Origin of the sequence: Massilia sp. UYP11, assembly GCF_050434805.1 — a bacterium.
In the GTDB taxonomy this organism is placed as follows: Bacteria; Pseudomonadota; Gammaproteobacteria; order Burkholderiales; family Burkholderiaceae_D; genus Telluria.
Window position 1 is genome coordinate 70877 of record NZ_JBNDJE010000016.1, and the last position, 12845, is coordinate 83721.

At 64.9% G+C, this 12845-nt stretch carries 13 protein-coding genes; 4 read left to right on the top strand and 9 right to left on the bottom strand.

Annotation, left to right across the window (positions count from 1 at the left end; translation table 11 throughout):
* Positions 1 to 37: 37 nt before the first annotated feature.
* From ABIB38_RS18600 to flhF, 6 genes are all read right to left on the bottom strand, one after another.
* The gene (locus tag ABIB38_RS18600) at positions 38 to 541 is read right to left on the bottom strand and encodes a hypothetical protein (protein ID WP_429206121.1); all 504 of its coding nucleotides are present in this window, start codon (positions 539 to 541) and stop codon (positions 38 to 40) included.
* 98 nt (positions 542 to 639) lie between these two features.
* Entirely contained in the window at positions 640 to 1395 is a 756-nt protein-coding gene (motD, locus tag ABIB38_RS18605; protein ID WP_429206123.1) for a flagellar motor protein MotD, read from the bottom strand.
* Positions 1396 to 1409: 14 nt separating this feature from the next.
* On the bottom strand, positions 1410 to 2153 hold the full coding sequence (locus ABIB38_RS18610; protein ID WP_429206124.1) for a flagellar motor protein: 744 nt from the start codon (positions 2151 to 2153) through the stop codon (positions 1410 to 1412).
* Complete coding sequence (locus ABIB38_RS18615; protein ID WP_429206126.1) at positions 2135 to 2863, bottom strand: RNA polymerase sigma factor FliA; 729 nt, start codon at positions 2861 to 2863, stop codon at positions 2135 to 2137. The genes ABIB38_RS18610 and ABIB38_RS18615 overlap by 19 nt, the downstream gene beginning before the upstream one ends.
* Before the next feature lie 44 nt (positions 2864 to 2907).
* Positions 2908 to 3729 (bottom strand): MinD/ParA family ATP-binding protein, encoded by an 822-nt coding sequence (locus ABIB38_RS18620; protein WP_429206127.1) that lies wholly within the window; start codon positions 3727 to 3729, stop codon positions 2908 to 2910.
* Positions 3722 to 5113 carry a flagellar biosynthesis protein FlhF gene (flhF, locus tag ABIB38_RS18625; protein WP_429206129.1) on the bottom strand — a complete coding sequence of 464 codons (1392 nt, stop codon included), beginning with the start codon at positions 5111 to 5113 and terminating at the stop codon, positions 3722 to 3724. Before flhF ends, ABIB38_RS18620 begins: the two co-directional genes overlap by 8 nt.
* Positions 5114 to 5380: 267 nt before the next feature.
* Here flhF and ABIB38_RS18630 point away from each other — a divergent pair, with 267 nt between their 5' ends.
* The 3 genes from ABIB38_RS18630 to ABIB38_RS18640 all read left to right on the top strand — a co-directional run bounded on the left by ABIB38_RS18630 (position 5381) and on the right by ABIB38_RS18640 (position 6556).
* Positions 5381 to 5728, top strand: coding sequence for a hypothetical protein (locus tag ABIB38_RS18630; RefSeq protein WP_429206131.1), 348 nt, complete (start codon positions 5381 to 5383; stop codon positions 5726 to 5728).
* A gap of 82 nt (positions 5729 to 5810) precedes the next feature.
* Entirely contained in the window at positions 5811 to 6269 is a 459-nt protein-coding gene (locus ABIB38_RS18635; protein WP_429206133.1) for a DUF2778 domain-containing protein, read from the top strand.
* Between the two features lie 23 nt (positions 6270 to 6292).
* Positions 6293 to 6556, top strand: coding sequence for a hypothetical protein (locus ABIB38_RS18640; protein ID WP_429206134.1), 264 nt, complete (start codon positions 6293 to 6295; stop codon positions 6554 to 6556).
* 20 nt (positions 6557 to 6576) lie between these two features.
* Here the strand turns inward: ABIB38_RS18640 and flhA are convergent, their stop codons facing one another.
* The 3 genes from flhA to ABIB38_RS18655 all read right to left on the bottom strand — a co-directional run bounded on the left by flhA (position 6577) and on the right by ABIB38_RS18655 (position 11292).
* Positions 6577 to 8691 (bottom strand): flagellar biosynthesis protein FlhA, encoded by a 2115-nt coding sequence (flhA, locus tag ABIB38_RS18645; protein WP_429206136.1) that lies wholly within the window; start codon positions 8689 to 8691, stop codon positions 6577 to 6579.
* A 4-nt stretch (positions 8692 to 8695) separates the two neighbouring features.
* A complete protein-coding gene (gene flhB / locus ABIB38_RS18650) occupies positions 8696 to 9883 on the bottom strand; it encodes a flagellar biosynthesis protein FlhB (RefSeq protein WP_429206137.1) in 1188 nt (395 codons plus the stop codon).
* A 125-nt stretch (positions 9884 to 10008) separates the two neighbouring features.
* Positions 10009 to 11292: an MraY family glycosyltransferase gene (locus ABIB38_RS18655; RefSeq protein WP_429206139.1), complete on the bottom strand. Its 1284-nt coding sequence runs from the start codon at positions 11290 to 11292 to the stop codon at positions 10009 to 10011.
* A gap of 397 nt (positions 11293 to 11689) precedes the next feature.
* Here ABIB38_RS18655 and ABIB38_RS18660 point away from each other — a divergent pair, with 397 nt between their 5' ends.
* Entirely contained in the window at positions 11690 to 12787 is a 1098-nt protein-coding gene (locus ABIB38_RS18660) for a hypothetical protein (RefSeq protein WP_429206141.1), read from the top strand.
* Positions 12788 to 12845 lie beyond the last annotated feature (58 nt).

The following is a 12845-nucleotide window of genomic DNA, read 5'->3' on the forward strand; positions in this document are numbered from 1 at the left end:
ACGAGCCGCCGACCCTACGGTTCAAGCAAGCGTTGATTCACCGCTGCGTAAACGAAAACTTCACCGGAATCGCCGGACTGCTCTTGATGCTGCCCGCATCGACCTTGCCCAGGCTGGACAGCCACGGTCCGGCATAGCGGATCTCGTAGCTGTGCTGCCCTGGTTTGAAGGCATAGGCCTGGGTGATGTCGATTGTGTTCAGGTGCGTGGTCTGCGGCTTGACCTCGAGGTAGTCGGCCGGGCCCAGGGCCGCGCGCTTGACCATGCGGCCGGTGTAGGCCACTTCTGCCCCGGGTGTGCGCAGGTCGAAGCGCGGAGCGGTCAGGTCGTCGCCCAGGGCGATCTCGCGCGGGATCCACACCGACTGGTCGCCGCGGTTTTCGATCAGCACCCGCACCTTGACCGACTTGGCGCCGGTCTTCACTTCGAGCCGGTGATGCACGTTCACCTTGGCCTCCACGGCCTTGACCGCGCCGGCCAGGCCGCCCAGCGCCAGCAGCGTCGCCAGCACAGCTGCCGGCATGCTTCGTTTGACATGCATCTTGCCTCCTTCCGGGACGGGGCCACCACGGTTTGACAGACTCGCCGCCGCGGGCGCGACAACGGTCTTCCAATTATGACACGGGTAGTCGTGACAGTTCAGGGCAGAATGTTACCGCCTGTTTCAGGCAAGGCCGCCAGGATGGTCACCGCCACCCGCCGGTTGCGGGTCTGCCCGGACACGTCCGTATTCGGCGCCACCGGCCGCGTGTCGGCAAAGCCGATCGCCGACAGCCGCGCCGGCGGCAGTCCGTGGTCGATGAACAGGCGCACCACGCTCGAGGCGCGCGCGGTCGACAGTTCCCAGTTCGACGGATACACCGGGCTGGCGATCGGCACGTCGTCGGTATGGCCCTCGACCTCGATGCGGTGGCTGTCATCCCGGAGCAGGCCCGCCACCGCGCCCAGCACTTCGCGCGCTTCGGGATCGAGCAAGGCCTGGCCCTGCGCGAACAGCACGCTGGCGTTGATCTCGACGCTGATGCCGCGCGCGTTCTGGGTCACCCGCACCTGGCCCGACTTCACCAGCGGCAGCAGGGTCGCCGACAGCGCGCGCGCCATCGCGCCCATGCGCTCCTGCTCGCGCCGCGCGGCCTCGTTGCGCTTGCGGTTGATGATGTGCGACAGCGGCAGCACCGGCTCGACATTGGTGTTCACCTGCGTGGCCGCGCCGCGCCCGCCGAAGGCGTCGCCCAGGGCGTCGGACAGCACCTGGTACTTGCCCTCGTTGACGATGGAGATCGCGTACATCACCACGAAGAAGGCGAACAGCAAGGTGATCAGGTCGGCGTACGAGATCAGCCAGCGCTCGTGGTGTTCCTGCGGGACGTCCTCGTCGTAGCGCTTGCGGGCCATGATCTCGCGTGCCGTCAGTGGCGCGCCAGCAGGCTGGCGACGCGCTCGTCGACCACGCGGCCGTGGTCGCCGCTGGCCAGGTCGGCGAACACCTCGGCCAGGATCTCGTACTGCGCGACCCGGTCGTTGACGATCGCCTTCAATTTATTGCCGACCGGGTAGAGGAACAGGTTGGCCAGGCCCACGCCGTACACGGTCGAGACGAAAGCGACCGCGATGCCCGAACCCAGGCGCGCCGGGTCGGACAGGTTTTCCATCACCTGGATCAGGCCCAGCACGGCGCCCAGGATGCCGATCGTCGGCGCATAGCCGGCCGCCGATTCCCAGATGCGCGCCGCTTGCCGCTGGGCGAATTCATAGCCGTTGATCTCGTGCTCGAGCAGGCTGCGCAGCTTGTCGGGCGCGATGCCGTCCACCACCAGGCGCAGGCCCTTGGCCACGAACGGATCGGCCCTGCCCATATATTGTTCCAGCGACAGCAGGCCGTCGCGGCGCGCCGACTGGCTCCACAGCGCGATGTCGCGCGACAGCTTCTGGCGGCCGTTTTTTGGCGGCACGAACACCCAGCGCAGCATGCCGAGGCCGCGCAGGAACGTGCGCGACTCGCTCTGCAGCAGCACGGCGCCGAAGGTGCCGACGACGACGATGGCGAAGGCCGCCGGCTGCATCAGCGATGCGAACCTGCCGCCGTCGAGCGTGTAGCCGAGGAAAATGCCGGCGATCGCCAGCACCAGGCCGCCTACGCTGGCCCAGTCCATATATGCTCTCTCAAGGTGGTGCGCAGGCGCGCGACGGCCTGGGTGTGCAGCTGCGACACCCGCGATTCGGAGACGCCCATGACGGCGCCGATTTCCTTCAGGTTCAGCTCTTCTTCGTAATACAGGCCCATCAACAGCTTCTCGCGCGGCGGCAGGTTGTCGATGGCCTCGATCACGGCGTGGCGGAAGTCGGTTTCCATCAGGCCGCGCAAGGGGTCGCTGTCGTCCACCGCATAGCGGTCGAGGAAATTGCCGTCGCCGTCGTCGTCATGGAAATCTTCGTAATAGAGCAGCTGGTGGCCGCCCGAGTCGGCCAGCATGTCCTGGTAATCCTCGAGCGAGAGCTTGAGCGAGCCGGCCACCTCGGATTCGCTCGGCGGGCGGCCCAGCCGCTGCTGCAGCGCGTGCATTGCGGTCTCGACCTTGCGCATGTTCTGGCGCGTACTGCGCGGCATCCAGTCGCTGCTGCGCAATTCGTCGAGCATCGCGCCGCGGATGCGCAACACCGCATAGGTCTCGAATTGCGCGCCGTGGGTGTCTTCGTAGCGGTTGATCGCGTCCAGCAGGCCGATCATGCCTGCTTGCACCAGGTCATCGACTTCCACGGAAGGCGGCAACTTGGCCTTCATGTGGTGGGCAAGGCGCTTTACCAACGGCATATGCTCCGTCAGCAAAGAATTCTTGTCCGTTTTCCCTTTGACCGTGTACATGCTGGTGTCAGTCTTCTCTCTACTTGTTCTATTGCCGATGCCGGTCACGAACCTAAGCGGGCTGCGCCGCCCTGCTTGCCGAACTGCGGCATGGCGTTCAGCGCGAACTTGCCTGCGAGCTGGCGAAACGCCACCGACGCACCGGCCAGCGGAAAGGCATCGACCACGGCCCGGCCCAGGCGCGCGGCCCGGTGCAGGTATTCGTCGGCCGGCACAGAGCCCATGAAGCTGAGCTTGACGGCAAGATAACGTGTTGCTGCCGCTGACATATTATCGTATACCACCTTGGCCTCAGTCTCTGTCGCGCCGGTAACAAGGATCCCGAAAGGGCGCCGGCCCAGTTGCTGCGACAAGCGCTTGATCAGTGCGTAGGCATTCGTGATCGACGCCGCGCTGGTGGATACCTGCACCACGATCTCGGAATCCACCATCGAAGCCACCGGGAAATCGCCGTCGGGGCCGAGTTCGGCGTCGACGATCACGATTCCCGTTTGCAGCGCCAGCACGTCGAAGGTCTTGCCCAGGCGGCGCGCTTCGGCCGCCGTGTCGGGCACGCCCATCGGCACCACCGAAAAGCCTTGAGGCGCCGGGCGGATCACCTGGTTCAAAGCGCTTTCCTGGCGCGCCACCTGCAGCAGCGAGGCGCTGCGGTTCATGCCAAGCCGGCGCGCGACGCCGTAGTCCACTTCGCAGGCGTCGACGATCAGCACGTCGTTGCCGGCCTGGGCCAGCGAAGCGCCCAGGTTGACCAGCATGGCGCCCTTGTCGTCTTCGGGCGTGGCCGAGAGGAAGGTGACCACGCGCGGACGCGGGCCCTGCAGCATGCGGCGCAGGCCTTCGGCCTGGTCGAAATCGAAACTAGCCAAGGCTCACCTCGCGCGCGGCTTGGGCTGCCGCCATCATCAGCGGCAGGTCGGCGTCGGTAGTAGCGTTGCCGCGGTTGCGGAAGGCGCGGTCGACCAGCAGGGTGCGGTCGGCCACGTGCAGGTCTTCCGGCACACGCTGGCCGTTCGAGATGTAGTGCAGGTTCAGCTTCTGGCGGATCACGATGTCGAGCACGCCGCCGATCGACGTGGCTTCGTCCAACTTGGTCATGATGGCGCCGTGCAGGCCGCTGCCCTGGTAGGCGCGCACCACTTCGTTCAGCGTTTCGCCCGTCGAGGTCGAGTTCAGGCACAGCAGGCGCTTCACGTCGGCGCCCGAGCCGGACAGCATGGCGACCTGCTCGGCCACCATGTGGTCGCGCTGCGACATGCCGATGGTGTCGATCAGCACGGTGTGCTTGTTGCGCAATTCCTTCAGGGCGATGCGCAGGTCGGCTTCGTCCTTCACCGAGTGCACCATCACGCCCAGGATCTTGCCGTAGATGCGCAGCTGCTCGTGGCCGCCGATACGATAGGCGTCGGTGGTGATCAGGGCCAGCTTGTCCGGGCCGTGGCGCATCACGCAGCGCGCGGCCAGCTTGGCGGTGGTGGTGGTCTTGCCGACGCCGGTCGGGCCGACCAGCGCGTACACGCCGCCCTGCTCGAGCAGCGCGTCTTCGTTGCCGATGGTGGTCAGGTTACGGGCCAGCACGGTCTTTACCCAACGCATGGCCTCGAGCGCATCCTTGGTTGCCGACATTTTCTCGATCAGATAACGCGCCAGGGTGGCCGAAAAACCGGCAGCCAGCATCTCGCGCAGCACGGTGGCCTTGTGCGGCTCGCGCTGGGCGGTGGCGTTCCACGACAGTTCGGCCAGCTGGGTTTCCATCAGGCCGCGCATGGCGCGGATCTCGCTCATCATGCCGTTCATTTCGGCGGCGGCCGATTCCTTGGCCTGGGCGATGGCGGCGCTCATCATCGAGGTCATGGCGCTCATGTCGATCGCCGGCTCGGCGCTCGGGGCGCGGCGCTCGGCGTAGGTCGGGGCCGGGGTCACTTCGGTATAGGCTGGCGCGACCGGCGCCCTCGGCGCGGCCGGGGCGGCGTCCTGCAGGCGGCGCGACAGGAAGGCCGGAGCGGCTGCGGGGGCCGCTGCCTTGGCTGGCGCCAGGTCGTCGAAGTGCTGCAATTGCGGCGCCGGCTGGGCCATTTCCGAATCGGCGGCCGGCGCGGCCAGCGAGGCCACGTCATCGTTGTCCAGCGCCAGGATCTCGACCTGGCCGTCGACCGGACGGTTGGAGAGGATGACGGCGTCCGGCCCCAGGGCTTCGCGCACCTTGCGCAAGGCATCTCGGGACGTTGCTGCCGTAAATTTCTTCACCTTCATCTGGTTCTCCGCGCTTCAATCTGGTTCTGCATGACGGCACGATGCCTGTCGATAGGAACCATTATTGACGATGCTCTAGGGAAACCATCAGGGGAAAAGGATGGGGAAAAGGGCCTATTTCATCGACATCGGCAACAGCGATACATTTTGATTGAATGGCAAGCCGGTATTGTCGTCAGAAGGCGTCGCGGCCGGGCGATCTTTGTCCTACAAGAGAGGTCTAAGTGGGCAAGACAGGCTGACTGTCGATGGCCCCCGGGAGGCACCATGGTCAAATCGATTCGGCTGTTGTATCGCAAGGTCCAGGGCCGCGTGCGATGCAATTACAACTGGGACTGGCAAAAGATGTGCGAGCGCTCCGCCGTCATGGTCACCGCCGTCGAGTGGAGCGCCGGGACCGGGACCGGCGCCGCGGCCTATCCCCACGATTCCTCGCCCGGCCGCCCCCACCTGGGCCGGGCGAACGTGTATGTGACCAATATCGGACCGCACGATTCCGAGGGCGGGCCAGGCGGCGTCGAGTTCTATCTGCACGCCGACTCGGAGGTTCCGCTCGACGTGCTGGTGACCATTACCGACCTTGGGCTGGTCGAGCGCACGATCACCATCAAGTGATGAGCCTGTTGTTGCGGCTCAGCGAGCGAACGCGATCTATCTCCCATCATTAGCGTGTGCCAAAGCTTTTAGGAGATAGAGAATGATCGAATGCGCGTTTGAACTCAACGGACGGCCGATGAGCATGTTCAAAATGAATGCTTTGCAGTTCCCAGCTTTTTCAGGACTGGACAACCATGCCAACCAGCCGAGATTTGCATGCAATCCAGATCTCGGGCCGATTCCGCCTGGTGCTTACTACATCGTGGACCGGCGGTCAGGCGGCCGGTTGGGGCCGCTGCGCGATTTTTTCGTCGATCGTTCGGAATGGTTCGCCCTCTACGCAACGGATGGCAAAATCGACGACGAGACTTTCTGCAATGGCGTGAAACGAGGAAACTTTCGACTTCATCCACGCGGAGCGGCAGGTATTAGTAGAGGATGCATTACCATTCAACATCAAGCTGACTTCAACATCATTCGCGCGCACCTGAGAGCAGGCCGGCAGATCAACATACCAGGCAGTTCCATGACAGCTTACGGGCGGGTGACGGTCAAGTGAACAAGGTAATGACACGGACACTGATGACGATCTGGGTATTCGTAGCGACAGTCATGCTTGCTCGCTTCTGGCTACACTACTACTATCTCTTTCCACAAATACCTGAATCATTCGCCATCTGGCTGAGTACTCTTTACGGCGCTCGCAACGCAGAGGAAATAGCCGATATGGAAACCCTTCTCGCTTTGAGCACCGCTTTAGTCATTGTAGGGGCTGTCACCTTGTTCGCACGATGGATCTGGCGCAAATTCCGCCCGCTGGTGTTGCAGTCTGAACGATCAGGGTAACTCCACGCCTCCCTGCGCAATCACATCGGCACACCCACCAGGCTGGTCACCCGAATCGTCTTGGTTTCCGGCACTTCCGCATGCGACAGCACCTTCAGCTGCGGCACGGCGCGGCGCAGGAAGCGCGACAGGAGCACGCGCAGCGGGGCCGGCACCAGCAGCACCGGGGTGTGGCCCATCTGCTCCTGCTGGTTGGCCGAATGGGCCGCCTGCTGGGCGATGGTGTCGGCCAGGCCCGGCTCGATGCCGGTGCCGTCGCCGCCGGCGCCCATCGCCTGCATCAGGAGGCGCTCGAGGCGGTTGTCCAGGGTCATCACCGACAACTCGTTCTCGCCCGGGAACAGCTGCTGGACGATGGCGCGGCCCAGGGCCACGCGCACCACGGCGGTCAGTTCCGACGGATCCTGCGTCATGTTCGCGTGCTCCGACAGCGCCTCGATGATCGAGCGCATGTCGCGGATGTGCACGCCCTCGACCAGCAGGTTCTGCAGCACTTTCTGCAGGATCGACAGCGAGACGACCTTCGGCACCAGGTCTTCGACCAGCTTCGGCGTTTCCTTGCCCAGGTGGTCCAGCAGCGCCTGCACTTCCATGCGGCCCAGCAGTTCCGACGCGTGCATCGTGATCAGGTGGTTCAGGTGGGTCGCCACCACGGTGCCGGCGTCGACCACGGTGTAGCCCATGCTCTGCGCTTCGTCGCGCAAGCCGGCGTCGATCCAGGTGGCCGGCAGGCCGAAGGCCGGATCGACCGTCACCAGGCCTGGCAGGGTGCCGCTGGCCATGCCCGGGTTGATCGCCAGGAACTGGCCGTTCAGCGCTTCGCCGCTGCCCACTTCCACGCCCTTGAGGGTGATGCGGTAGGCCGATGGCTTCAGTTCCAGGTTGTCGCGGATGTGCACCGGCGGCGCCAGGAAGCCCACTTCTTGCGCGAACTTCTTGCGGATGCCCTTGATACGCTTGAGCAGCTCGCCGCCCTGGTTCTTGTCGACCAGCGGGATCAGGCGGTAGCCCACTTCCAGGCCCAGGGTGTCGACCGGCATGACATCCTGCCAGGTCGCTTCTTCGCTCTCGGCCGGGGCGCGGCTTGCCGCGGCGGCATCGGCGGCGGCAGCGGCGGCCGCTTCTTCCTTGGCCGGCCCTTCCTTGCGGCGCTTGGAAATCATGTAGCCGGCGCCGGCCAGCGAACCGCCCAGCAGCAGGAATACCAGATTGGGCATGCCCGGGATCATGCCCAGGGCGCCGATGATGGCGGCGGTGATGTACATCGTTTCGGGCTTGGCCATCAGCTGGTTGGTCAGCTGCGAGCTCACGTCCTCGTCGTTGGCGACGCGCGACACGACCATGCCGGCCGCGATCGAGATGATCAGGGAAGGGATCTGCGCCACCAGGCCGTCGCCGATGGCCAGCAGGGTGTAGATCTTGGTCGCCTCGCCGATCGCCAGGTCGTGCATCACCACGCCCACGATCAGGCCCGCCACCACGTTGATCACCGTGATCATGATGCCGGCGACGGCGTCGCCCTTCACGTACTTCGAGGCGCCGTCCATAGCGCCGTAGAACTCGGCTTCCTGCGCGACTTCCTGGCGGCGCTTGCGGGCGTCGGCTTCGCCGATCAGGCCGGCGTTCAGGTCGGCATCGATCGCCATCTGCTTGCCAGGCATCGCGTCCAGCGCGAAGCGTGCGCCGACTTCGGCGATGCGGCCGGCACCCTTGGTCACGACCGAGAAGTTGATGATGGTGAGGATGATGAAGACGACGATACCGACGGTGTAGTTACCGCCGATCAGGAAGTGGCCGAAGGCTTCGATGACCTTGCCGGCCGCGGCGGAGCCGGTGTGGCCTTCGGTCAGGACGATACGGGTGGAAGCGACGTTCAACGCCAGGCGCAGCATGGTCGAGACCAGCAGGATGGCCGGGAAGGCCAGGAAGTCGAGCGGCTTGACCGTATACAGTGCGGTCAAGAGCACGATGATCGACAGCGCGATATTGAAGCTGAAGAACACGTCGAGCGCGAAGGCCGGCAACGGCAGGATCATCATCGCCAGCAGCATGATGATCAGGACCGGCGCTGCCGCCTTGCTGCCTTGCGCACCAAGGCCGCTCATCCAGGCTGGCAGTTTCATGCTGTTGGTCATTCATTCACTCCGTGTTCAGTTCAGTTCGGCCCCCCCCTGGCTTGGGCGGCGCGTGCGACGCCGGGTTCAGCGGGTCCATCTCGTCAGGCACCTTCAACTTCGTCGGGCGATCCGGGTACTCCCCTTCGCCCTTCTTGTAGGCGCGCAGCTGGTAGACGTAGGCCAGCACTTCCGCCACCGCCGAATACAGCTTTTCCGGAATCTCGTCGTCGATGTCGGTATGCTTGTACAGGGCGCGGGCCAGGGCCGGGGCTTCCATCAGCGTGACCTTGTGTTCCTGGCCCAGCTCGCGGATCCTGGCGGCCACGTCGTCGATGCCCTTGGCCACGACCCGCGGCGCGCCCTTGCCATCCGCATACTTCAGCGCCACTGCATAGTGAGTCGGATTGGTCACGATCACATCTGCAGTAGGTACATTCTGCATCATCCGGCCCCGGGCCATTTCGCGCTGCAACTGGCGAATCTTCCCCTTAATCTGAGGATTGCCGTCCGACTCCTTCGATTCCTGGATCACTTCCTGGCGCGTCATCTTGAGTTTGTCCTTCCAGTGCCATAACTGGTAAGGCCCGTCGATCAGGGCGATGACGCCCAGCGCGCCGACGATGAACAGGAAGGATTTGCCGATCATGGCGCCCACGTGGGCGCTGCTTGCATTGAGCGGCTCGACCGCCAGGCCCAGCATCGCCTCCTTCTGGCTGCTGACGACGATATAGGCCACCACGCCCACCACGATGGTCTTGGCGACCGCCTTGAGCAGCTCGACCAGGGCGTTTTTCGAAAACATATTGCCAATACCCTTGATCGGGTTCAGCTTCATGAAGTTGGGCATGAACGCCTTGGACGAGAACAGCCAGCCGCCGATCAGGAGCGGCGACACCAGGGCGATGACCATGATGGCGACCGCGATCGGCAGGCAGGCCAGCAGCACCCCCACCAGGTCGCCCAGGATGCGCTCGATCAGGATGGCGGGATTGAAGACCTGTTCGCGGTCGAGCGACAGGCCGGACTTGAGCGCCAGGCTCAATTCACCGACGAGCATGCCGCCGAAGGCCCACAGGCAAGCCCCGGCGGTCATCAGGACGGTAAAGGTGGCCAGCTCCCGCGACCTGGGAACGTCGCCTTCCTCGCGCGCCTTCTCGATCTTCCGGGGCGATGCGTCTTCTGTCTTTTCTGCGTCGCTATCTTCCGCCATTCCTGCTCCGTCAAACTATTTCACATGCGCCTTTGCACTGCGCAAATGAAATTATCGCCGGAATTGCCGTGCGGCCAGGAAGAAAACAAGAGGGGAAATCGGCCGCTGTTCGCGGCCGGCAGGCATTACATACGGCGGTGGACGAAGGCCGCGGCCGGCTGTTCGCGTCCACGGTCGGCCAGGGGCGCCGCCTGGGTGGCCGCGGTCGGCTTGGCGATGCGGGCGGACACGATCACCGGCGCAATCACCGGAGCGATCGGAGCGATCGGAGCGATCGGGCCGACCATGGGCTTGACCAGCTTGACGGTGGACGCGGTGGCCGGCGCCAGTGCGGCGGCAGCCACATGCGCCGGCAGGCGGCGGCGGGCGCGCCAGGCGGCGACCACCAGCCCGTACACCGCCAGGTACAGCGCGAAACTGGCGACCACGCCCTGCATCAGCACGCCGGGCGTGCCGGCGTGGTTGACGGCCAGCGCGGCCGGCACCAGGGCGATGCTCCACGACACCGGCGATACGCAGGCATTGCGCAGCGGCGCCGGCAACATGCGCAGGTAGCGCGCGGTGATCGCCGTCTTGACCAGGCTGTGCAGGTGCCAGCTGTCCGGATGGCCCGGATGGCGACGGCACCACAGGCGGCGGCAGATGGTAAACACGGTTTCGAAGACCGGATAGGCGCAGGCCAGCAGCGGAGCCCAGGCCGAGACCGACGGGTTGCGATAGACCAGCATCACCGACAGCCAGGCCAGCAGGAAGCCCAGCAGGTAGGCGCCGCCGTCGCCGAGGAACAATTTCCCAAGGGGGAAATTGACGACAAAGAATCCGGCCGTCACCGCGCAGATCACGAAGCACAGCTGGGCCAGGTGGACGTCGCCGGCGCCCAGGGCGATCAGGCCCAGGGTGGCCAGGCCGATCACGACCGTGCCGCTGGCCAGGCCGTTGAAACCGTCGATGATGTTGACCGCGTTGGCCACGCCGCCGACCGCGAAGGCGGTGAACAGCACCGAGAACGGCAGCCAGCCCAGCAGGCTGTCGAGCGGCGCCAGGCCGGTGTATTGCAGGGTGACGCCGGTCAGGAACCAGCAGACCGCGCCGCTGGCCATAGTCGCCAGCAGACGCGCGCGCACCGACACGGTGCGGGTCAGGTCTTCGGCCAGACCGAACACGAAGGCCGGCAACGAGGCGATCAGCACCGGCAGCAGCAATTCTTGCTGCGCCTGCGGCAGGACGCCCAGCGCCATCCACAGGCCGGTCATGATGGCGGCGCCGCCGATGCGTGGGGTTGGCGTGATATGGAATTTCTGCACACCGCGGGTCGCGTCGAGCGAATAGCGCCCATGCCAGCGTGTAGTGAACACGAGCAGGAGGGAACAGATCAGCGATGTAATAAAGCCAATTTCGAGGCCGGCCATGGGAAGGTTATTAATACTCATAGAACCACTTTGTTAACTCGTCAATTCTATCGCATTTCTCGTTGATCTTCCGACAAACGTGCTGGGCCACGGATTCTATCCCAATGTCACAACAGTGCCGTTTCGTTATACAAGCCATTGATTGTGCAGCAACAATTCGACGATTCTAGGTAGATTGCGATCTGCCAATCAATCTCCCTGAAACTTCTCCTAATATTTCTCGACAAATTGTTACACTTTTCTCCAGTGAAATTTAGATAGATTAATTTCTTGTTCACAAATAAGGTGGGCCATGGCAAAACATAATCGACGGCCGTATAGTTTCATTTTCTATATTGTTTTATGCCTGAGTGCGCTTTATCCTGGCCTGGCCCGATCGCAAGCCCCTTCCCCCGAATTGCTGGAAGCCCGGGCCCGCCTGCTGGAAGCGGAAACCCGGCAGGCGCTGGCCGAAGCCGAGCGCGCCGAACTGCTGGCGCGCCTGCCGCCGGCCCAGACCAGGGCCCTGAGCGGCAACGTCGACGCCGCCAAATTCGGCGCCGCCGGACTGGCGCGCGCGTTCGACCTGGCGCTGGAACTCGCGGAGCAGGTCTGCGCCGGCCTGCCCCAGGAGCGCCAGGTCATCCTGTACGACCCGGCCGTCAGCCAGGGCGTGGTGGCGGCGCGCATCGTCGACGGCGCGCTCGCACGCACCGCGCAGGAATTAACCGAGCGCAATCTCGAGCTGCAACACTACATTAACGCGCAGACCCCGGAATCGGCTGACCGCCGGCCGGCGATACCGCTGATCTGGCTGACCGCGCCCACGGTATTGCTGCGCGCCGGCGCCGATCTGGCCAGCCTGTTCAAGAGCGACGCCACCTTCACCGGCATCGCCTATGGCGACGGCGCGCGCGCCCTGTTCGCCAGCGCGCTGGCGCGTTCCTGCCCCGCCCGCCTGGCCGGACTGAACGGCGGCTATATGGGCGAACTCGACACGGCGCGGCACGCCAGCCTGCTCGAGCGGGTCAGGCTGGTGGGAGTGGCACGCTCGGTGCTGGCCCAGCACGCGGCGCGGCTGGAAGTGCTGGCCGACGCCGCCAAGGGCGAGCGCAAGAAGGAGCTGCAGGCCGTCGAAACCGCCGCCAGGGCCCAGTTGAAGGCGGTCGACGCGTTCACCGAGGGGCTGCGCGCGGGCGAAGCCAGCGACAAAAGTCCCCTGTTCACCGCGGCGCGCTACCTCGGCCAGGCCGAGCGCAGCGCCGGCGCCCTGGTGCTGGACGTCGACCTGCGGCTGGAAGGCCTGACCCAGGTGCGCGGCAACCTGTTCGGCGGCGAACGCCTGTCCTTGTCCGGCGTGGCCTTCCTGTGGTACCGGCTGCACGAGCCGGACGGCCGGCTGCTGCGCGCCGACGCGCTGCGCCGGGTGAGCGCACCGGTCGAGGTCCGGCTACGTGGCGCACGGGCGGATGAAGAATTCTGGCACGCAGGGTCGGCGGCTCCGCCAGCGAGGTGATAGTTGACACAAGATCATCCGGCGCGATATCGGAGCCGGCAACGATCACCGCGTCGGC